Below are 25215 nucleotides of genomic sequence, written 5' to 3' on the forward strand. Positions count from 1 at the left end.
ATGGCGGACTTTAAGCACAATTTTATTAAACATAACCCTATTGAAGAGTTGCTACAGGCGACGCCACAAGCGAATGGTTTATTGTTTCATGCCTTAAAAGATGGAAACAGCGCCTACCATATCGGCGTGGCATTCAGCCTGCAATCCGATGTTGAAAAAGAAGATATTTTCAACGTATGGCACCAAATACAGGTATCACAGCCCGCTTTACGATCCGTATTTGTTTGGCAAGGTATTCGGGTTCCTCATCAAATGATATATGCGTCGCCGCGCATTCCGCTGGAATATATCTGCATTGATTCAATCAATGCTATACCGTCAATTAAAAATCGATCAATTAAACAGCCATCACTTGACTGGCTGGCACAATCGAAAGCAACGCCATTTGCACTGAACAAAGAAGTGTTCCGTATTGTGGTTTTCCACGATATTCACGCAGGAACGTTAAATATTGCGTTCTCTTTTCACCATATCTTGATGGATGGTTGGAGTAGCTCGTTACTGATTTCTTTATGGTTGCAGGGATTGCGTAAGCAAAAAATTGCGCCTTTGGCGGCGCATTTATACGCACAGCAACTTTGGCGGGGATTAAGCAAGGAAGAACAGGCATCCAGCCGTCAATATTGGCAAAAAACATTACAACAGTTGCCCGACGGAGAAGATTCAGTAATAACAAAACTATTGGCTGAACCTCTGTTCCGCTCCTCTGGACATCCTACCGACAAGTCGAATGACAATGAAGAAATAGGTGAAAGAATAGCGGCAAACCGGGTGTGGAACGAGGAACGCAAGGCGGCAATAGAGACACTATGCCGCCGGGTTGGCGTGACTCCGGCAAGTTTCATTTATCTATGCTGGGCGTTGATATTATCCAGATTAACTTTCCAGAAAACCGTTGCGTTTGGCTGCACATTTTCAGGCAGAGGCGCGGCATTAACACAAGATGGCGACCGCCAACCGCTGGGATTATTTACCAATACTGTGCCATTGTTTTTGGTACTTGATGGCAAATGGAGTCTGGAAGCTGCACTGCGTGCCATTTTCCAAACCTTGCAGCAAGTGCAGCAACACGAAAAAACACCGCCCCTGCTCATCAGGGAAGAAACGGGAATTCGTGAAGACCTGTATGACTCGATTGTCGTTTTCGATAATTATCCAATTGATGTCACGCTACAGGACAGCCGCCACGGTACATATTTGACGGATCTACACAGTGAAGAGAGCACGCATTTTGGTTTGACATTAACCGTTTCTGGCGTGGAGCGATGGCATGTTGAATTAAGTGCGGGAGAAACTTACAAGGGAGACCCTGTTGCCGTCACAATGGCATTTAATGCATTTGAATCGTTGGCGACTGACTTGCTGGAACATGCCGCGAATAGTCCGATTGAAGATCGGGTATTCACGCTCAGTTCAGGCAATCCAGAAGCAATACCAGAAGCAATAAAAGGGATGGATGCCGCTCAAGAAACCTCTTTGGTGGTGGGAGAGCTAAAAGAACAGTATCCCGATATCAACGAGTTTTTATCTCGCATTTATCACCGATTTGATGAATTTCCTCAAGAAGTCAGTCTGATTGACAATCGGAACAGCATTAGCAATGGTGAATTGCTGCGAGGCGTAGGTGTCTTACAGGCGCATTTGCGGGAAGCGGGTTTTATTCCGGGCGATCGAGTGGCTGTTCATCTCGAAAAAGGGCTGTTGTCCACTCAGGCAATATTGGCAATTTTATTCAGCGGCGGGAGTTATTTTTATCTCAACCCAAAAGATCCGTTGCAACGTAAAAAAAGCCTGCTGGCTTTGGCCGATTGTGACATTGTTCTATGTAATACAGATTTATGTAATACAGATTTATGCAATACAGATTTAAGTAATATGGCTCTGAGCGGGGAATTCGGCAATGATAGCGAGCGCTATTTGTTGTTGGATATTGAATCGTTAAGTGCCGTATCAATAAAAACCGCAGCACCCGCACTGTATCGTAACCGGCAACCTGACGGTGAGTTTTATTTCATCTTTACCTCAGGAACCACCGGTACTCCCAAAGGAATCTCCATCCGTAACGAATCAGTGGCGAATTTGTTGGATTGGTTTGTGAAAGAAACGAACCTGACAGCCGCCGATCGGGTACTTGGATTGACTGACCTGAATTTCGACCCCAGCGTAGAAGATCTGTTTGCCACCTTTGTGGTCGGTGCCACTCTGGTCTATCCGGTGCCCAATGTTTTGCTGGAAAGGCAGGCATTTATTGAACTATTGCAAAATGAGTCTATCACGTTAATTGACTTTATTCCGGGAGCCATCGCACAGCTTATTCAGGACGCACCTTTCTTTCCTGCTATGCGATTATGGATATTTGGTGGTGAAGAGCTGCCGAAACACCTCAAGGATGATTTGTTACAGCAGGGCTATGCTGTCAGAAACCATTATGGCCCCAGCGAGACAACCGTAGATTGCCTTACAGTCAGGCAATCTTTGACTACCGATATCTCCATTGGCTGGCCAATTCAAAATGTGATTGCCTATTGTGCGGATGTATTTGGCAAACCACTGCCCGCAGGTATTCGCGGTGAATTGTGGGTGGGAGGTCGGGCTGTTGCTCATGGTTACACCACCAATCCGGTTGAATCCACCAAATATTTTGTTCATGCCGAAGGCATTATTGAATCTCAGAATCTGGCTAAATATTTCTCTCACGCAAATTCTTATCATGCAAATTTCTATCGTACAGGCGATGCGGTCATTTTTTCTCGTGAATCCGGTTTTCGTTATCTCGGACGAATTGATGATCAAGTGAAAGTCAATGGCATACGAATTGAACCACGAGAATTGGAACTGACTGTCGAAATGCTGGAGCCGGTAAAAGCCTGCTATTTGTTACCTGCGGTGCAGGCAGGCAAGCGCCAATGGCATCTTTTTGTTGATAGCGCAGAATCACCGGCAATGCTGGAAACCCGTGTAAGAGAACATATCCGCCGACATTTTCCAGAATCTTGGAGTCCGGCGCTCATTGTGGTCGTGGACGGTTTTGAACGCACGATTACGGGAAAGATTGATCGTAAACGACTTCAAGCCATTGCGGTTGAGCGGCAACAAAAACAAGTCACAAAACACCATGCACCGTTGACCGATCCGGTCGAAGCCCAAGTTCAAGCGATCTGGAATGAAGTTCTGGAAAACCAGATTGTCGCTACCGATGTGAATTTCTTTGATGCGGGTGGGAACTCGCTCAAGATCATCGCACTGCAATCCCGGATGCAGCAGGCATTCAATCAGGACATTGGTGTCGCTGTCTTATTTGAGTACCCGACTATCGCCTCTTTTGCAGGCTGGATAAAACAGCAGCACCACTTATCGCCCGAATATACAGAAAATTCAGGGGCAATGCGCATTGATTCCAGCCAGCAATCACCCCAAGAATCCACTTTGTCATTGGCCCGATCCGGTAAAAACCGACTGGCGGATCGGCGGCGTAAAGCAAAAGGAAGTTCAGCATTATGAAGCGTGAATATAGCGGTAATGAAGTCGCGATTATTGGCATTTCTTGTCGATTTCCTCACAGCCCTGATTGGCAAAGTTTTTGGCAAAACTTGCTGGCAGGGCGGGAATTGGTGTCTTTTTTTTCCCGGGAAGAGCTTTTGGCTACAGGTGTTCCCCCTGAGCTAATTGATCAGCCCAATTATGTACCCGCCAAAGCCGCCCTTGAAGATGTTGAATGCTTTGATTATGGCTTTTTCGGTTACTCGCAACGGGAAGCGCGAAAAATGGACCCGCAACTTCGGTTGCTGCATGAAGTCAGTTTTAATGCCTTTCTTGATGCGGGTATTTCACCTGGTGCTTCAATGTTAAATGCAGGAGTGTTTATCGGTTCCACATTGAACTTAGCTCGATTGGGGCAATTCACGGCAGCCAGTCAGGATATTTCGGAAATGTTCGATGTCGGTAATTATAACGATCCGGCTTCGTTTGCAGCGCAAATTGCTTATCGCATGAAATTGAACGGGCCGGCAGTACATGTGCAAACCGCCTGTTCAACTTCATTATCCGCAGTGCATTTGGCTTATAAGGCGTTGCTGGCGGGAGAGTGTACTCTGGCTTTGGCGGGAGGAGCCTGCATTACTGATCCTGTGGCGGGAGGTTATTTGTATCAGGATGGCATGATCTTGTCTCCTGATGGGCATTGCAAAACCTTTGCCGCAGATGGGCAGGGGACTGTGAATGGTAACGGGGTCGCGGTGGTATTGTTAAAACTGCTGGAAGATGCAATAGCGGATGGCGATCCTATTCATGCGGTGATCGTCGAATCTGGCATGAACAATGACGGCGATAGGAAAGTGAGCTTTGAAGCCCCCAGTGTTCAGGGACAAGCAGAAGTGATTTCGCAGGTTTATCAGTTGGCAGATATCCCGTTTTCAAGTCTGGGTATGATTGAAGCGCATGGCACCGCGACAGTACTGGGCGATCCCATCGAAATTCAGGCATTAAACAGAGTTGCTCAAGAACTGCTATCCCCCGACGAATTTAGCCAATTCCGTTGTGCGGTGGGGAGTGTCAAATCCAATATGGGGCACTTGGATTCCGCAGCGGGTATCGCCGGACTGATCAAAGCGGCTTTAAGTGTCCGTTTTGGTGCGATTCCACCTTCCCTGCATTTCAATCAACCAAACCCGCATCTGGAGCTGGATCGCACTCCTTTCTGGGTGCCAACTCAAGTCACCAACTGGCCAGAACAACAGATGATCCGGCGTGCTGGCGTTAGCTCATTTGGTATTGGCGGAACGAATGTCCATATATTGCTTGAGCAGCCGCCGGAAACGGCCTGTGAAGAAGCAGAGATGGCGGGAAGCTGGGGTTCAGAAAGCAGAGGATTAGAAAGCAGCTTACCCGTGCAGATATTGCCTCTTTCCGCTAAGTCACCTTTGGCTCTGGCAAAATTAACGGCGGCGTATTCGAACCATCTCAGTGTCGTTCAAATAAAATCGTCTGATTTGGCAGTCATCGCCCATCAATTGCAGGAAAATCGCGCCATATATCCAAGCCGAGCCGCTTTTGTCACTTCAAATAGCGATGACTGGAAACAACAGCTTGAGCATTGGTCATTGATGGACGGTGCTTATGTAGCACTGGAAGAGCAAGTCTGGTTATTTCCGGGGCAGGGTTCGCAATCGCCAGAAATGGGATTGCACCTTGCGACCGCCTATCCAGAATTCGGAGATATCTACTTGGGATTGCTGGATAAAGCTGCCAATTTATTGTCCGCAGAGGATGGTATCGCAATTGACAGAAAAACCATCATAGAATGGATTGAACAACCTGAAAAGCTGTCAACTTATCACCTCCAGCCGATTTTATATGCTTCCCAGGCAGCCTTGGGCGTTTGGTTACAGCGGCTTGGTTGCCGCCCCACCGCCTTATGTGGGTTTAGTTTAGGGGAATTTGCTGCGGCGGCAATTGCGGAAGTATTTAGTCTTGATGAAGGGATGGAATTGGTGATTGCCCGCGCAAGGCTGATGGATTCTATGCCAAAAGGGGCAGTTTTTGCGGTCAGTCAGAGAGCCAGCAAAAAAGAATTTGATGGACGTTTTCCATCCACATTGTGTTTTCCATCCATATTGTGTTTTCCATCCATATTGTGGTGTATATCAGAACTCAGCCCAAGAATGTGGACGGTGGCAACCGAGGAAGGGTTAGTCGCAGAAGCAGAAAACTGGTTAACGCAGCAGGGTTTCACGTTTAAGCGAGTGGCAGTATCCCATGCTTTTCACACACCGATGGTTGAACCCGCCGCAAAAGCGTTTGGCGAGTTACTGAAAAATTATCATCTCAAACCTGCGCAGTGCGCGATCTATTCAACGGCATTGGGAAGGAAAATTTCGGCTGATGAGATGTGCGATCCCCAATATTGGGTCAAGCAAATGTTATCCCCTGTGCAATTTGGTTCTGCATTAAAACAAATGGAACAGGACCATCCGGTGTCACTCTTTGCACAAATTGGCACGGGCATGGATTTGTTGCAACACGCGCGTAAATGGCTGCAACTGAATGTGGAAAGGATAAGCTCGACGTTAGGGATGCAAGGCGCAGAGCGCGAAGTGAAATCGATATTACAGTTTATTGCCAAGGTCTGGACACATGGTGGCAATATTGAATGGGCAAAAATTCACACACAGCCATACATTACTAATAAAAAAATCGCTACTGACAAGAAAATTCATCTACCGGGTCATGCGTTTGAGCGAGATATCTGCCTGCCGCAAGAATCTTCTTCACCATTGAATTCAGCTTCAAAAGCAAGCACGACATCAACGCTCTCATCGCTGTTTTTCGGTTCACATTACTATGGGTTCGATTGGGAAAAAGCCAATGTTGCTGCATTGGCGAGTGAGCATAAACGGGACACCGTGCCACTAACATGGATAATTTGTCCGCAGGTTACAGCCAGAGAACAGAGTTTGGTTAAGATGCTGGCAATAAATAGCGATGAATTGAAGTTGAGTGAAATTGCTAATTTATCCAATACTGATTTTTCAAATATCTATACGACGTTATCTGACTGGCTGACACAAAGTTGGACAGAGCAAGATCAGTTAAAACAAGATCAGTTAAAACAAGATCGGTTAGAACGACAAGAGATAAAAGCTCCGGCAGAGATAGATGTGATTATCACAGGGCTGTTGGATGATTTGAACGCACAGCAGGCACAGTTCTGGGCATTCTGGCTGCCTACGGCTCTGGCGAGATGGAGCGCAACACAAAACCCCGCACCGAAGATGAAACTGTTTTTCCCTGCCAGACAAATGGTGGCATGGGATAGTACGGAGGTGCTGAATGCTGAAAAAAATCAACTTCAGGGACCATTGCTGATCCTGCCGGAAGAATACCCCCATATCTCCACGCTTTGCATCGACTTTAAACATTCAGATGCGGAAACTGTTGCCCGTGGATTGCAGCCGTGGAGAGAGCAAGATTGGCAAGGTGGTCAATTCTATTGTTTCCGTCAGGATGAGTATGGAAAAGGCGGTTTTGGAAAAGACAATTTTAGAATAGACAGCTTTTGGCATCGCCGGATAACTTCACGTGTGCAAAAACGGGCTTTGTCCCACACATTGCCGAACATCAGCCGTAACAGTTGGGTATTGATCACCGGAGCCAATGGCGGCATGGGAGCTGCAATTACCGAATACTTAGCGCGTGTTTATCACTGCAACCTGTTATTGCTGGTGCGCCAGACTTTGCCGAAAAAGCGGGATTGGCAGTCAGAGATTAAGAATAACAGCCCCCATGCCTCACTGTTGCAATGGGCTTTGAATCTTGAAGTCAAAGGTAGCCGGGTGGAGTTTGTACATGCGGATTTGGGGAGTAGTCAATCGCTGGAAAAGGCATTTTCGCCCGTATTTCAATTAGCTGCGCGTGGCGTTGGGATAGATTACGTATTCCATACTGCCGGACGGGGCGAGGGCGCTATGCTGCAAATGCGTTCTGAGGCTGAATCCATTGCGACGCTGGCTCCTAAAGTCATTGGCACCCGTTTCCTCTGCGATAATTTGAACCGCTTAGGAAATCCGGCACTGCTATTGTTTTCCAGTCTGGGTAATTTATTGCCGAAGGAGAAAGTTGGTCAGATTGCTTACGTTGCCGCTAACGCCTGTTTAGAATCCTATGCGGAACACGTTCGCAATAAAGGTGGCAAAGCGTTGGCGATTGCGTGGGATGATTGGGCGGAATCCGGCATGGCGACACGTTCAGCGCAGCAACTGGATCAAGCTATTAAATATCCATCGAAAACTGAAACAACCGCAGTTTCATTAACCAATATTTCTTTATGGCGCCAGCGCTTGAGTGCTAAAAATGATTGGTGGCTCGACGAACACCGGATCGATGAATCGACCACCGTTATGCCTGCTATGGGCATGGTTGTTCTGGCTCATCGTGCTGTAAGTGAGTTGCATGCCGAAGCGCAGGGTGCTTTTTCGTTACAGGGGATCACCATTGAAAGACCGTTGGTTGTGGCTGACGGGGTTGATCTTGATATCGCTGTGGTTTTTGCGGAGACACGGAATTCCTTTGAGATTTTTTCGGGTAATGGCGAATTTTCCCATGACTCGTGGATTAAACATGCGAGCGGTAAAGTCGTTCCTCGCAACGATCAGGTTATACCTTTTGATAAATCTCTCCCTACCCAAGTCATTCAGAATCTGTTCAGCGCCACGGATAACATTACAAATAACATTGGCGTCAGTCCAAAGGCGGCTTTGACTTTTGGCCCTCGCTGGCAAAATGTTATTTCTGTCGATCAAACTGCCCCCAATGAAGTACTGAACCTGTTGCAGCTTCCTGCCGCTTATCAGGGAGAAGCAGAAACCTCCGGCCTGCATATTGCGTTATTGGACACTGCGACGCTGATTGCCTCCCCGAAAGATGAAGATGTGCAATTTGCCCCTGTTTCAATCGGCGGTTTTACTCAATTTGCGCCTATGTGTGACCGGGTGAAAAGCCATGTTCAGATACAGGAGACCGGCACCAGCAGATTATTGCAGGTAAATATTTACTCAGAAGCGGGCAATCTACTGGTAACAATGGATGACCTGTTACTGGTCGATGCCGCCACGGCATTGGCGAGCCAAACAGAAACAATGCAAGAAGCTGGAGAAGCTGAAATTGGGCAGAGTGATGCAGAATTGCACAATGTTATGCGCCTGCATAACGGCGAATCTGGCGGAGGAAACTTTGCTTTTATTTCACGGCTTGAGGCGCGTAAAGAGTTAGGCCCAAGGGATGTCGAAATTCAGGTTAAGGCGGCAGGAATTAACTTTAAGGATGTGTTAATCGCACTTGGTGTACTGCCGGCACCTGTTGATCCCACCATGACTTTTGGTCAAGAAGCCGCTGGCATCGTGACCCGCATTGGGCAAGAGGTCACGGATATTCGTGTGGGTGAGCGGGTGATGTGTGCCGGACACAGTTGTCTGGCTGAGCATGTTGTGATGCCACGGCATGTTGTGGCATCCGTTCCGCAGACTCTGGGTTTCCAACAAGCGGCCGGTATTCCCGTTGCCTTTACAACCGCTTGGATCGCCTTGAAACACGCAGCCAATTTGAAAAAGGGGCAACGTATCCTGATTCATTCCGCTGCGGGTGGTGTTGGTATGGCAGCCATGCAGATTGCCCTGTATCTGGGGGCGCAAGTATGGGTTACGGCAGGCAGTGAAGAGAAACGTCAATTACTGATAAATATGGGGGCTCAAGGTGCGGCGAATTCCAGAACGCGGGAGTTCGGGGACGTTTTCCGCCATGAACTGGGAGAGCGGCCTTTCGATGTCATCCTCAACGCATTGGCGGGAGAGTTGCTGGAAGAAAGTATATCCCTGTTGGCACCACAAGGCCGGTTTCTGGAGCTGGGTTTGCGGGATATTTTGCAAAACTGGCAATTGGGACTCTCGATTTTTGCCGAAGGCGGCAGCTTCCATGCCGTGCAGGCAGGGGCAGAACATCCTGCCTATCAAGAGGCTTGGGCCGAAGTAACGGCACTGTTCGCACAGGAAATTCTTAAGCCTTTGCCAACTAAAGTTTATCCCGCCAAAGAAATTTCTGAGGCATTTCAGTATATGGCTCAGGGAAAACATATCGGCAAGATTGTCATTGCCATGGAGGAACGCAGTAAGGCACGCAGTTTTGTTGAAAAATTGCAGGCGGAAGGTTTGTCCAATACCGAAGGCACTCAAATAGCTATGGCAATGGCAACTTTGGTTCATCAAACTTCGTTGCCCTATTTTGCTGTATCCAAACTTCCCATTGGTTCTGTTCTGGAAAAACAACTGCATACCCAACAGATGTTGTTCAGTGCCGGCTCAGCACTGAATGTGTCGAATACCGCCAATAATACAGCCAATTCATCGTTGAAAGGCGCAAACACAGAGGATCTGCTTCAGGCGATGCGTTCCATGCTGGAAGGTTTTTTGGGCATTGAAGGTTTGGATGTGGATGCCAGTTTTTTCACTTTAGGGGCAACTTCTCTGGATCTGATTCAATTTGCCAAGAGACTGGAACAGCGTTTGGAACAGGATATTCCAGTGGCATTGCTGTTTAAGGCAGCGTCTTTACGAGAGTTGAGCAAAGAGCTGGCCCCATCGCAATCCGTTGCAGAAGAATTGCAAGCGCCACAATCAGGGTTGGGGGATAAGCGACGTTCATTGCAAGCTCGTCGTAAATTGCGCAGCACAGCAGCAGGACAAGAGAGCGAAACCAATGATTAACGTTAAACGTGTTCGCAAGGGATTTTTTTTTGCCATCATTGGGTTTGCATTGATGATGGGAACACCCGCGATAACGGGTACATCTGTAATCAATTCAAAACAGGCCAGTCAGAAAACACAGGTGAAGCTGGAGCAGATAGTCAATGAATTATCCCGTCGTTGGGATATTGAACAGGTTCCTACCGCCGGATTGAGTATTGTTGTTGACGACCAAGTTCTTGCTTTGCGCTTGGGTAAAGCAGAAAAGGGATGGTTTGAGCTGGCTTCCACAACTAAAGCCTTTACGGGGTTGTTGATTGCCTTGCTTGAGCAGGAAGGGGTGCTCAACCGATACGATGAGATTACGAGGTGGATTCCGGAGTTGGCAGAGTACCCTCAAATGGGTTATTCCACCATTCAGATTCAAGACTTGTTGTTCCATAGCAGTGGTATTGCAGAAAACACCATCGATCTTCTGCGACCTAACACGAACCCTGATGCTTTATCACAACTGCCGGCATTACTACAAGAAGTGCCTTTGGCTTATGCCGTTGGAACTAAGGAAGAGTACGCCACATTGAATTACAGTTTGCTGGGTTTAATCGCTGAACGGGCGACCGGTAAATCATTTTCGGTGTTATTGAGGGAAAAGATTTTTATCCCTTTAGGCATGATGAACACAATGGTGGAAGGAAGTATTTCTGCGAACAATACCGCAAATATACTTATTCCGGGGTATAAAATCAGCTTTACTGTCGCACAACCCTATGATGCGCCGCGTTACCTGCAAAATACGCCTGCTGGTTATGTACTCAGCACCCCACAGAATATGGCAATTTGGTTGCAATTTTTATTACATAAATTGCCATCGAATGGGTTACCACTGAATGGATTGCTATTAAAAAAAGGCGATAGACGCTCGCTTTCTACACTATATGCGGCACTGGAACAGGCGAAACTCCCTTATGCGGGAGATGGCAATGAAGGATACGCTTATGGCTGGGATGTTATAACCGATCAAACCACTTATTGGAGCCATCCGGGACAAAACCCCAATGCGGCTACCTATATCGCTTTTGATCCACAGAAAGGCGTCGGGATTGCCTTACTGGGGAATAGCAACAGCCCTCAGATCATCGAATTGGGGCAGGCAATATTCGAATATTTGCGCGGTGCTTCTCCGCAAATCCTGCCGGAACGCTTTTCTGGCGATGTGAATGATGGCATTTCCACTGTGGCCGCGACCATTTTCTGGTTAGGGGGCGCACTGTTTCTACTGGCAACCATTTATAAACGAAGGAAAAAGAATATCGGCGAATCCTTCATCATTGCCTTCACTGCCCTGAACACGCTGCTGATATCTCTGCTTGCAATTGCACCTTCATGGTTATTGGGGTGGAGTTGGTCAAATTTGCTGGTTTGGGGGCCTTTAAGCCTGCCTGTTGCAGCGGTGGGGCTGATTTTCTTTGCCAATGTTCTCAACCTGTTCTTTTTCCGCGCAGTGAAATCCAGTGGCAAATATTGAGTTAAAGGAAGCGAGTTATGTGTAATAAGTCGTTATTATCTGAGTGCCATAAATATGTTGTGCATGAATTGTTTGAGCAGCAAGTAACGAAAACGCCGGATGCCATAGCTATTCGATTTGGCGAGCTGACGCTATCTTATAACGAACTAAATCGTCGGGCGAACAGACTGGCGCATTATCTCCGCCATCATCATTTAGATCACAATTTAAGCCATATTTCAGGCGGTGAAATTTCTGCGGTAGGGATTTATTTAGATCGCGGTATAGAGATGGTTATTGCCGTTCTGGGTGTGTTAAAAGCGGGAGCAGCCTATGTGCCCGTTGATCTCAATTATCCCGCTGAACGCCAATCTTATATTTTGCATGATTCCAATGTGTCAGTAGTCATTACCTGTGGTGATCTTATCCACTCGCTTCCCGGTACGATTGAATGTATCGATTTGGATCAACACGATTTGACCCGCTGTGATGCCAGTGATTTTTATAAAAGTGGTTGTACTGGAGAAAATTGCACCGAAGAAAATTGTACCGAAAAAAATCATCCTGATAAGAATTTAACGGCAACCTGTACTTCTGACAGCCTCGCTTACCTTATTTATACCTCCGGCTCGACCGGCAAACCCAAAGGCGTTTGTATGCCGCATAAGGCATTGGTGAATCTGTTGGTTTGGCAGATAAAAAATCAAGGTGAAATGCCCGGTGATGGTGATATTGACAGCGGTTATGTCAGTAGAAAAACATTGCAGTTTTCTCCATTGAGTTTTGATGTTTCATTTCAGGAAATATTTTCCACTTTGTCCAGTGGGGGAGAGCTGGTGCTGATCCCTAACCAATTGCGATTAGATCCACTGGCATTGTTATCATTTCTGTCCGAACAACGAATTGAGCGGATATTTCTGCCTTATGTCGCGTTAAACAGTCTGGCATCGGCGGCAATGACCGAAGATCATTATCCTGAAAGTTTGATTGATGTCGTAACGGCAGGTGAGCAGCTAGTTATCACCATTGCGATCAGACAATTTTTCAAAACTCTGCCCCATTGCCGTCTGCACAACCATTATGGCCCGTCAGAAACGCATGTCGTAACCGCCCACACTTTAAAGGGAAAAGCGGATGATTGGCCGGCACTGCCTGCTGTCGGGCAACCAATTGATAATGTCAAAATCCATTTACTGGATGATGAGAACCGCATTGTTGTTGATGGTTCGCCGGGGGAATTGTGTGTTGAGAGTATCCAATTGGCATACGGTTATCACAAACGCCCGGAGGAAACTGCCGCTAAGTTTGTCGATATTATTCGTTATGAACAAACCTCCAAACGTGTATACCGGACAGGCGATTTGGCTCAATGGAGACCGGATGGTTTGCTGGAAGTGCTTGGTCGGATCGATTTTCAAATCAAAATACGTGGATATCGGGTCGAACTGGGGGAAATTGAGGCGCTATTAATGACGCATTCCGCTGTACGGGATGCGGTTGTCGTAGCTCAGGGAGAAAGCGCGGAAGAAAAACGTTTGGTCGGTTTTGTCATTGCTTCTGAACAGGCTTTGCAGCGCCAGACGCAGAATGGCGTGAAAGAGAACATTCTGCAATTTATCAAAGATACACTGCCAGATTATATGTGCCCAGCGGCGCTTGTCATTGTTGAACGCTTTCCGTTATCTGCCAGCGGTAAAATTGACCGCAAGGCATTTCCTTTTATTGCTTCTGATGAATTGATCCAACAGGAAGTGGAGCCACCGAAAAATGCAGTGGAGCAAATGCTGGTAGAAGTGTGGCGTGAGTTGCTGGATATGAAAAAGATCGGGCGGAATTCACATTTCTTGCAGTTGGGTGGTCACTCGTTGCTGACGATGAAAATGATGCTGGAGTTGCGTCGCCGTGGGTTTATGGTGAATGCTCATGCTTTATACCAATATCCGGTATTGTCGGAATTAGCGGCGCAATTGCAGGAGAGCACGCGACAAGAGAATTTGCCTGATATGGCAAGTTCTAAAACGGAAAACCCTGTTCCGTGGACACTGTTGAGCCAAGTGGAAATTGAGATGTTATCCGCCGCTATTCCCGGTGGTATGGGCAATATCAAAGATATTTATCCTTTGGGGCCATTACAGCAAGGCATGGTTTACCACTCTCTCACCAACACGACGGGTGATCCTTATGTACTTTGGCAAATTACCCGTTTCTGTAATGCAGATTTACTGCAAGCCTATCTTGATGCCTTGCGCTCTACTATTGCCCGCCATGATGCATTTCGCGTCAGTATCCATTACGAAGGTCTTTCCCAGCCTGTGCAGGTGGTTTGGCGGGAAGCCGGATTGATGGTGGAAGATGTGGGGGAAAAGCTGAATTTAACGGCAGATTGCGAAGATCTACAGGCCGCATTGAAACAGTATTGCAATCCTGCAATGCAATATTTTGATCTGACCAAAGCGCCCTTGCAGCGCTGCCTTTATTTTTATGATGCTAAACAGGATGAATGGGTATTGTTGCACTTGCTTCATCATATGACGGTGGATCACACGACAGTCGAAAAGATGCAGCAGGAGATAGAGGCACAGTTAACTTCATCGCCGCTTACTGAGGTTTCTCCACTGTCATTCAGGCAGACAATGATTGATCTCTTCAATGCAACCCGTGTCGGTGGGCAAAAGACTTTCTTCGACGATTTATTGCGGGATTACGAACCTGCGCCAGCCCCTTTTGGTATCGATAAATATTTAGGAGGCGATGCGGCGGCTGTAGAAATGATCGTGGAAGCGTGGCGACCGTTGCCAGCGCAGTTGGGCGATCAAATACGCCAACAGGCTAAAACTCATGGTGTCAGTGTTGCTGCGGTTTTTCATCTGGCATGGGCGAAGGTGATCGCTTGCCTGACCGGACAAGATGATGTGGTTTTCGGGACAGTTTTACTGGGACGGCTGTTTGCTGGTGAGGCTTCCGTCAATGCAATGGGGCAGTTTATCAATACACTGCCGATCCGTATGTGTTTAAATAATCGGCCTGTCCTTGAATGCCTTTGGGGTACGCAGGATATCTTGATGCAGTTGGTCAAGTATGAACAGGCATCGTTGGCTCAGGCGCAGAAATCGGTACAAACAGCGGGAACAACCCCACTGTTTACTTCATTGCTGAATTATCGCCATAGCGAAGTGCTCAACGTTCCTTCGGCAGAGCCATTTCAGGCACTTAATCCATCCTCCGTGGAAGGTATTCGCTACTCCGGCATTATGGAACGGACGAATTATCCTATTTCTGTCAACGTTGATGATTTTGCCCAAGGCGAGGTTACCCAAGGATTTGTAATCAATACGCAGGTTGTACAGGAGCTTGATCCTGAATTGAGCTGTGATTATCTGCAAACCGCATTGCTGGAGATTGTCTCTGCGCTGGCAATGACTCCTGAGCGGAAAATTGGCCGCATTAATACCCTGCCTACACAAGTAAAAGACCAACTGATACGTGAATGGAATCAGACTGAATCGGATTTTCCGTGCCATTCTTGCCTCCAGACTCTGATTGAAGCACAGGTTCAGCGGACACCGGATGCCATCGCTGTAGAATTTGCCGATCAGGCATTGAGTTATGCGCAACTGAATCAAAAAGCCAACCAACTGGCTCGCTATCTGCGGACTGAGCTGAACGTTGGCCCGGATGCGCTGGTGGGTGTTTGCGTAGAGCGCAGCATTGAAATGGTCGTGGCATTGCTGGCGATATTGAAAGCAGGGGGAGCGTATGTACCGCTCGATCCCGGCTATCCCAGAGAAAGACTCGATTATATGTTACATGATGCCGCTCCCCGCGCATTGTTATCACACAGCGGGATTTCGGCGGAAATATGTGCGTTGCTGGCTGACTACGCCACAAATACGGATGCCAGTGTTATCGATTTGAATGAAGATGCTGTCAAGTGGTCTGCCCAAAGCGGTGATGATTTGTCCACGGCGGATATTGGTCTGACGCCATCTCATCTGGCATATGTGATCTATACCTCTGGATCTACCGGACGACCGAAAGGCGTAATGAATGAACATCGTGGCGTAGTCAATCGCTTAGTGTGGATGCAGAAAGCTTATCCATTAAGTGCAGACGATGCGGTTCTGCAAAAAACGCCTTTCAGTTTCGATGTTTCCGTTTGGGAATTTTTCTGGCCATTGATGTATGGCGCGCGCTTGGTGGTGGCGAAGCCTGAAGGACATAAAGATCCGCTCTATTTAACTACCCTGATTTGTCAGCGGAAAATAACAACTCTTCACTTTGTTCCGTCAATGCTGTCTATTTTTCTGGAATATGCGTCTCCAGACGTGGGAGCTTCTATCAGGCAGATGTTTTGCAGTGGCGAAGCATTATCGGCGCGCAGTGTATTGCGGTTTCATGAACGGTTTGCTGATGTTGAATTACATAACCTGTACGGGCCGACCGAGGCTGCAATTGATGTGACTGCATGGGATTGCAGTCTGGGAAAAGTGGGCAATTTAACTGAGAAAAGTGTTATTCCCATCGGCAAGCCGATTGACAATATTCAGCTCTATATTCTTGATACTTATGGTCAGCCGACCTCGATTGGTGTCGTCGGGGAGTTGTATATTTCGGGCATCGGTGTGGCACGTGGATATCTGAATCAGCCTGAATTGACCGCAGAAAAATTCATCAAAGATCCTTTTAGCCCAAATTCAGGCCATAGAAATTCTGGTCATAGAATGTATCGCACCGGCGATCTGGCACGCTATTTGCCCAATGGCGATATTGAATATTTGGGACGGAATGATTTTCAGGTCAAATTGCGTGGCCTGCGTATTGAATTAGGGGAAGTCGAAACAGCGCTGCTGTCACATGACAGTGTGAAAGAATGTGTTGTGCTGGTTCGGGAAGATACGCCCGGCGATGCCCGGCTGGTCGCTTATATAACCTGTGCAGATTCTTCATTAATAGACAATCATCCGACCGCATTGAATCAAACCTTGAAGGTACATCTGCAAGCGTGTCTGCCAACGTTTATGATTCCGTCGCATATCCTTTGGTTAGAGGCATTTCCGCTAACGGCAAACGGTAAATTAGACCGCAAAGCATTGCCATCCCCCTCTGATGCATCCGTGATGCAGCCAGAAGACATTGAGCCACCCCGTGCCGGAACGGAAACAAGATTGGCTCAGCTATGGTCTGAGTTATTAAACATCCGCTCTTTGGGTCGCCAATCCCACTTTTTCGAAGCGGGTGGACATTCTTTGCTGGCCGTCACACTTATGATGCGAATACAGCAAGAATTCGGGGTTTCGCTGCTTCTGAGTTCGATAGTCAGCCATCTGGATCTGGCTTCACAAGCGATGCTTATTGATGCTGAGCTGGGCAGTGTCGAAACCGCAAGAGAAAATCTATCGCCAATACCGCCAACAACACCGCCAACGGAACCGGAGTCTATGGGATTGATTCGGGCGTTACCGACACAAAAAGCGGTCTATAAGGCACTCAAACTGAACTTCCAAGATTTGAGCAACAAAGACTTAAGCAACAAAGAATTAAGCAACAATAGTTTTATTGCTCTATCGTTCGAAGCTGAACCTGACCTAAAAATGCTGCGCAACCTGTTGCAATCGGTGCTTTCTCGTCATGTTGGCTTGAGTGCGCAATTTATGCTGGTTGATAACGAGCTTTATTTACAGCCAGCCAAGCGTTTCGTATTCCGATTGGAAAAGCGTCAAAGCCTTGGTTCTCTGGAAGAAGATTTACGTGACTTTATCCGCCCGTTTTCGCTGGAGGATAGTATGAACGTCCGTGGTCGATGGCTGGTTGCTGAACCAAACCCCATGTTGTTGCTGGATTTTTCCCATGCCTGTATTGATGGCTCAGGCTTGATGCAAATACTCAATGAATTGGCGGCTGAAAATAACACAGTTTATTCGTGTGTCAGTTTGGCGGCCTATTCGGCATTGTTCTACAGCGATGAATTTGTGGCCCTGAGACAACAGCATACCGATTTTTGGCGAGCAAAATTACAGGATTGGCAGCCTCCTGCTTATATTGGTGACGGGCAAACCATGACCGGATCTTGCTTGGTGGCGGTGAATGCCAAACAAAAAGAGCAGATTGAAACTCTGACTTCCCGCTTGAAGATCAGTGTGCCTGAATTCTTTATGACGGTATTTTTACGGTTTAAAGCCCGTCTGGAATATTCCGGCAGTTCACTTAATTCCCCAGAGTTATTTATAGAACGGCTTACAGAACAGCTTATCTCTACGATATTTCATGGCCGTGACCGACTGGAGCAGCAGACAGTGATTGCCCCTTTGATGATGGTGCTTCCTGTTCGGGTGAAATTGCAGAATGAGGCAAATGATCTTGCAATAGATGGCCTTGCAAAAAATAACCTTAATGATTTTGCCATTGTAAGCACGGTAGTGCGTGAAGCCTGCCGACATTACCTGTTCGATGCTGAAGAGCTGTCGATGTTGTATCCAACTCTGTCCAGGCAAGCGTTATTGCCCACGACCTTTTTCGGTTATTTCCAAAAAGAGGGATTTGACGGCTGTATTGCCGGTATTCCTTGCCGTCAGTTAGAGACACCGGATATTTCAGGCGGGCAATTGCATTGGAATCTGACATGTGAAATTGCCGAACACGCAGCAGGTTTTGATGTGCATTTAGAAGCGCTCTCGTTCAGGACAGCAAACAGGGCGGCAAATGATGTGGAAACAGAAAATGTGGAAACAAAAGGTGTGGAAACATGGGAGGCGTTGTTTAACTCGATTTTGCAAAACGCGCTGAATGTCGGGTAAAACGAAAAATTTGGGTGAAACGAATAATAATGTAGGAAGCCACGAAATGTTCATTAATGACCCTATTGTGCTAAACGCAAGAAAACAAGCAATAAAAGAGTATGTTAGCCAACAGTTGGATGCAGAATATCAAGGATGCCCTTTTTTTGTGATGGCGCAATCTGTACCGGAGACGGCTACGGAGTTTGTCACCACTTCTTTGGCCCTGCCGGAAAAACTGAATGACAGAATTTTCACCATGGCCGCCGCTTCTCCATTGCATCGCTTATCGTTATTTTCCGCCAGTATCAAATATCTTGCATTTCTGCATTGCCACGAACCCGAAGGCAGCTTGACATGGGCGCTTGGGGGAAGTGATTTGGTGGGCAATGCCTCGTCAATGGAAGGCGGATATCTTGTTCCGGTTAAATGGCATCTGACAGAAAAGGAGCTGGAGCAACCGGTAAAACGCCTGTTTGGTGAAGAACTTATCCGTTGGAAGCAGGTTGCGGCGTTGATGTCAGACATACACCCAAAAACAGTATCGTCGGTTATGCCACAGTTACCGGAAATTTTGGCGGGCTATTCAGAAACCTTACCTCCTTTTATGTATTCGGCTTCTGAAGAACAGGATACAGCTTATCGTTTATTGAACAGCCATTCATTGAATATCTGGCTGCAAGCACATCCGGAAAAAACTTCGTTGCATATGCGATTTGATCCACAAAGGGTGGAACCAGAACTGATTGCGTTGTTGATGGAACGCTTGGTTTTGTTGTTGAACGCGATGGTATTTGAACCGATTGCACCGCTGACATCGATGTCTTGGATACCGGAGGAAGAGCAAGAGAGAGTACGCGCTTTATTAGCGCCAGTGGCTGCACAACCATTGCAATACCAAAATGTGGCACAGGCTATCACGGCATCGATTCGCGACAGGGCGGATGCATCATTTTTGGAGGTGGGAGATCAGGCTGTTAACTTTACCCAATTGGCGCAGTATACGGAGAGATTACTGACGGCCCCTCAGTTCCCCCTGTGGGAATCTCTGGGGGATTGTGTGTTGATTGTTGGCGCCAAGGGCGTGGAAACCACACTTGCTGCGATGGCGTGTATGCGCATTGGTAAACCATTTTGTCTGCAATCCAATAGCGCAGCGGAAAAGCAGTTATTGGATATCATCGAACTGCATAACACTAAGACCGTGTTGTTACAGAGGACTGAGTTACAGAGGACTGAGTTACAGAGGACTGAGTTACAGAAGACCGAATTGTTACAAAAGACAGCGCAAGAGGATTCTGATCAGATGGCGGATTTTTTCCGTCAGCATGGTTGTCAGGTAGTTATTTTGCCTGATTATCATCCGGCTTCTCTGGTGCAATCGACATCGGCAGAACTGTTACTGTCAGAACTGTTGCTTAAAGGAGAAGCTGTCAGTCCTGATGATACTTTATTTGTTGTCATGACCTCCGGCAGTGAAGGAAAGCCTAAAGGTTGTCTCAATACCCACCAAGCATTACTCAATCTTAGTACAGAAACGCATATTTTGAATGGTTCGTCTGTCTCTCGCTTTGCATCCTTGTCCAACCACACGTTTGATTATTTCGTTCTGGAGTGTGTGCAGGCGTTGACGCAGGACATTGTATTAGTCATAGCGCCGGAAGAGACGCGCGTAGATGTGAAAAAATGCGTCGAGTTTTTGCAGGAAAAACGGATTGATTTGCTGTTCACCACGACTGTATTTGCCGAAGGCATCATGGAGCAAGGGGATATTCCCACGCTGCGCCAATTTTATTTTGGTGGTGAAAGCCTGAGGACGTTTCAAAAGAATAATTATCAGCTCTTTAATCTCTATGGCCCCGGTGAAACAGGCGTTATGACCACTTATTCACCTATTGAGCGCAATGACCAAAAAATCACGATTGGTAGACCCTTTGGGGGATATCAATGTGCCGTAGTATTTCCCGATACTTTGGAGCCTTGCCCTATTGGTGTGCCGGGAGAGTTATTGATAGGCGGTATCGGTGTCGGCAAGGGGTACATTAATCGCCCGGATCTCACTGAAAAGGCATTTATCAACCTAAATACGGAATGGTTGTCAGGAAGATATTATCGCAGTGGAGATCTGTGCTGCTGGGATACTCAGGGGGAACTTGAAATTCTGGGGAGACGCGACCGTCAGCTAAAAGTCAATGGGTTCCGTATTGAACTGGATGCTATTGAAAAGCATGTACTGGATTTACCAATGGTATCCGAGGTGGCGGTGATTGGTCTGGAAGATAAGCGAGGACATGCCCGCTTAGGCGCGTTTATTGTTGTGTCAGATGGAAGCCAGATCACAAAGCAAAATATCAGAGAAGCATTATTAAATCGAATACCGGTTTATATGGTACCCAGCCAGATTGTTCTCATACCTGAATTACCACTGACGGGCACAGGTAAACTGGATCGGCAAGCGTTGAAACAGTTCATGGGAAAAACGACAGCCAATCATCATGTCCGTCCTACTGGAGCGACGCAAGAATGGTTAGTGGTCTGTTGGGGACGCCATTTAGAGTTGGAAACCGATACGTTATCAGTGGATAAAAGTTTCTTCACGCTGGGTGGGCATTCGTTGCGGGCAGTGAGAGTGTTGGCAGAAATTCAGCAAAAGTTTGGTCAGATTGTGTCTTTGCAGGAGTTTTTCCAAAACGACTCCATTGAAATGTTGGCAAAATTCATTGATTCGCGGAACACTTTTGATCAGAAATTGATAACAGATTATCAGAAAGTGACAACAGAAGATTTCCTGAGTTTGCTGGAAGCTCCCCCTCTGCTTTCGCCTGATGGACGCGGGCCGCTATCTGTGCAGGAAGCGCGACTTTATGCCCAATATCGTCTGCATCCTGAATCACTCATTTGTATTGTGCCGCTGAAAATCCCTTTACCACATAAAATTTCTGCTGATGCAGTGAAAAGGGCATTGCAGATTTTGCTGGATCGTCACGATATTTTGCGTACCCGATACCGCATTAACAGCGAAGGCATTCCCTATGCAGAGACATTGCCGTTGCTGTTAGTTGACCAGATTCTGGTCGATGATCAAAGCCAATGGTTACAAATGCAGATGCAGGCTTTCGATTTGGGGGAAGGGCCTCTGTTGAGAGGTTATATGCAGGATGTGGACACGGAACAGGCCTGTTTGCAGCTACAAATTCACCATATCTTAATGGACAAACCTTCGCTGGAAATTCTCCAGAGTGAGTTTGAACAGTTATTGGTTCATGCCCCGCTGGCTCCGGTTGCGTTGAGTTACAGGCGCTATGCTATGGTACAGATGGATGCCCGTCAGCACCCTATCTGGGCTCAGGCCGAAACATTCTGGAAAAATCACATGGAAGGATTGGAGTTTGATCCATTCGGACATGGCGCTGTAGCGGTGGGGAGCAAGATGAGGAACACGTCTTGGAGGGTGTCGGTTGAGCATGAAGCGGAAGTGAAACGGCTGTGTCAGTCATTGAATGTGACTCCAGCTATGTTCTTCCTGACGGTATGGGGACTTACTGTGGCGCGTGAGGGGCGCAGCAATCTGTTTTCTATTTCCGTCGCCAATGCGTTGCGTCCAAAGCAAGCGCTGGATACCGTAGGCATGTTTGTCTCATTGGCTCCCAGTGCATTCCGTTTTGATCAGTCCGTTGTTACTTTTGACCAATTTATCAAGAAGCTGGCGGATGAGCAGTGGCAGGCAGCAGATCATCTTTTTTTCCCTGTTGAAGACGTTTTCGCGTTGCTTAGCTGCGATCCGAGAATGTTTGGCAGTAATCCATTACAGAATGTTTCCTATGCCTATATTGATATAGCGGATGATGGTGAAAAAGGAATCGATGGAAAACAAATCAATGAAACATCGGATGAGGATCATTTATCTAAGCAAGCAGACGGGGCGCTTAATCTTTCTGTCGTCTATACTGCACAAGGTTGTCGCTTGGTTCTGGAATCTCACTTTGATCTCTTCACTGATGCACAAATAGCCGCTCTTGTAACCAGTTATCAGGCGATTTTTCAACAGATACTGCATCATAATCCTGCCGCCTTACCGATTAATGAATTGATTGTGTCCGACGAAGAGACACAGAAAGCATTCCGGCCGATACAACGGCGTACTTCCTATACTCCCATTGATAGCATGCTGCTGGCCGCATTTCAGACATTAGGCGCTCGTCCTGCCGTCATAGAAGATGAACGTATTGTTACTTGGGGGGAGTTTGCAGCATTAACGGCTGCTTATGTGCAAGTGTTAAATCATGGCACAATCCGGCGGGCGCTGATTCTGGGGCATGCGGGAAGTCAGATGCAAGCATTTCTGGCTGCTTGTTTTCTGACGCGCACAGCTTATTTGGCATTGGAAGTAGGAACGCCGGAAGAGCGCATTAATGAGGTTATTCACCATGCAGCACCAGATCTGATTGTGAATTCGGATATGGATGCCGAAGTCAGTGCTGTGACGGTGGATTGGCGCAATTTTCACAGTGTGAAATCCCGTGATGATAACCCGATTGCATGGATACTGTACAGTTCTGGTACAACCAGCCGACCCAAAGGCATTTGCGTCACTGCGAGTACCGTCGCACAGTATATAGACTCGCTCGTCAATACACTGGGGCTTAAACCAACGCCGATAACAGAACAGCAAGGGTTACGCATAATCCAACAGCTATCGCCCAGTTTTGATGGTTATTTGAAAGAGGTTTTGTTGTCTTGGGCGCTGCAAGGAACGAGTGTTGTGGCGGATCGTTATAGCTTGCTGGATGAACGCAAAGCGAAGGCGTTTTTAACCCGCTATCGCCCTGACATTATTTCTGCTACTCCTGCGCTTTTCGCCGCTTGGAACCGTATGCCGGATTTAGCACCTTTGCCCAAGATTTGCATCAGCGGCGGCGATTTTCTGGCTGTCGGGGATATCAATCATCTGCTCGAACGCACACAAATTTGGAACGGCTATGGCCCGACAGAAACCTGCATTTCCGTTTCAATGGTAAATTGTGCACGTTTGGCATCAGGCACGGCACTCTCTATCGGCGAACCCTTTGAACATGTCGCTTTTGCCGTGGTTGATCAAAATGGTGCCCGACTCCGAGCCGGTCAGTGGGGAGAGTTGGTGATCTATGGAGATTTTGAGCATCATTGTTACCTGAATGATCCAGAGCTGACTGTATGCAAATTTGGTCAAGATGAGCGGGGGATCTTCTTCCGTTCTGGTGATTTGGCGAGGGTGGATAAAGACGGCCTGTTTTACCTCAAAGGACGTATGGACGATAGCTGTAAAGTACGTGGCAATTTTATCGGTCTGGGTGAACTGGAAAACCGAGCCGGACAGTATCCGAGCGTGATTGCAGCGGGTGCTGCGGTGGCATTCGCTGGAACACCGGAAGCCTGTTTGGTATTGGCGATTGTAGGAGAGGCAAATATAGGAGAGGAAAATATTCAGGCAGGGCTGCAACAGTATTTGGCACGGCATTATCCCCGTTCTCACCTGCCGTCAGCAATATTTCCGATAGAAAGTTTGCCTCGCACTGAAATAGGCAAGATGGACAGAAAGCGGATTGTAGCACTGTTCAGGGAGTGGCTCGAACACGAGCAACAGATGCAAGAAGAACAAGATCCGATAATCAACGAGGAGTTGCAAAAGCTGATTGATTGCTGGAGGAAATGTCTGGGCTACAAAGGGGCGCTGACAATGAATTCCGATTTCTTCTTAGTGTCCGGTTCATCTTTGAGTGCCGTACGTCTGGCCAGTCAGTTAGAAACGCTGTTTGGTGTTATGTTCAGCCCCGTTGATGTGTTCCGCAATGCCACAATTGGCGGGCAGTGGGCATTGATCAAATCACGACAAAATTCTGATGAAAACCCTGACACCGTGCTAAGGGAACGGTTCCTGAACACCGATGATTTGAACCTTCCAAAACTAATGTTGTTGCCACCAGCGTTGGGGGGATTGGTGGAATTGCAGGAACTGGCGAACAATCTGGCAGGGCGGGTGACCATATCTGTTTTAACAACAGAACCGAAGATGGTTGAAAATTTATCAGCGACAGAATTTAACAAAGCCTTGCTCAACGCGCTGAAGTCATATATTGAAATGCCGGCAAGCCATCAATCCCGGCCATTGTGGTTGGGAGGTTATTCCCTCGGTGCAGAAATATTGGCTGCGTTGATATTGACTGAATTGTCGCAACATGAGTCTCTGCCGCATAATGATTTATTGCGAAACATCGACAAACTAGTGTTTTTTGACCCGAACCTGAAAACCGAACCATTCGATGGAGATACGTTGTATGCGAGGTTTATTGAATTTTTCCGCGATGTTAACCATCAGGCCGGAGAAAGCGCTGTAATTGATGCAGGTATTGATGTCGAGACGTTACGGCAGGCATTCCCTGCACTGCATCAGGAGTGGCACTATTACCTATTACAGCATCAACTCCTCGAAAACAAGACATTCCATGAGCGCATTCTGGCGCTGTCGTCAAAGTCTATTCCCGTTGAGATGTTCTTTTCTGACGATGCAGACACCGAAAGTATTAAAGAGCTTATGCAGCAACTGCAAGGGCAAGCTTCTATTCAGCGTCGAAGCGGTAATCACGTTGAATTCATTAAACGATTATCTCCTGATGACTTTATATACCCAGAGCTTATATGCCTAGAACATATACCCAGAACAAGGTAA

General features: G+C 47.3%; 5 protein-coding genes. All 5 read left to right on the forward strand.

Features of this window, described 5'->3' with window-relative positions; genetic code table 11:
* Genes PSI23_RS09815 through PSI23_RS09835 form a run of 5 tightly spaced genes read left to right on the forward strand, consistent with a single transcriptional unit; the run spans nt 1 to nt 25215 of the window.
* Complete coding sequence (locus tag PSI23_RS09815) at nt 1-3501, forward strand: AMP-binding protein (RefSeq protein ID WP_273554918.1); 3501 nt, start codon at nt 1-3, stop codon at nt 3499-3501.
* Nucleotides 3498-10253 carry a type I polyketide synthase gene (locus PSI23_RS09820; protein ID WP_273554919.1) on the forward strand — a complete coding sequence of 2252 codons (6756 nt, stop codon included), beginning with the start codon at nt 3498-3500 and terminating at the stop codon, nt 10251-10253. The genes PSI23_RS09815 and PSI23_RS09820 overlap by 4 nt, the downstream gene beginning before the upstream one ends.
* Nucleotides 10246-11757 carry a serine hydrolase domain-containing protein gene (locus PSI23_RS09825; protein WP_273554920.1) on the forward strand — a complete coding sequence of 504 codons (1512 nt, stop codon included), beginning with the start codon at nt 10246-10248 and terminating at the stop codon, nt 11755-11757. The genes PSI23_RS09820 and PSI23_RS09825 overlap by 8 nt, the downstream gene beginning before the upstream one ends.
* Before the next feature lie 17 nt (nt 11758-11774).
* Nucleotides 11775-18530, forward strand: coding sequence for a non-ribosomal peptide synthetase (locus tag PSI23_RS09830; RefSeq protein WP_273554921.1), 6756 nt, complete (start codon nt 11775-11777; stop codon nt 18528-18530).
* Nucleotides 18531-18576: 46 nt separating this feature from the next.
* Nucleotides 18577-25215: an AMP-binding protein gene (locus PSI23_RS09835; protein WP_273554922.1), complete on the forward strand. Its 6639-nt coding sequence runs from the start codon at nt 18577-18579 to the stop codon at nt 25213-25215.

Source organism: Xenorhabdus yunnanensis, assembly GCF_028598805.1.
Taxonomy (GTDB): domain Bacteria; phylum Pseudomonadota; class Gammaproteobacteria; order Enterobacterales; family Enterobacteriaceae; genus Xenorhabdus; species Xenorhabdus yunnanensis.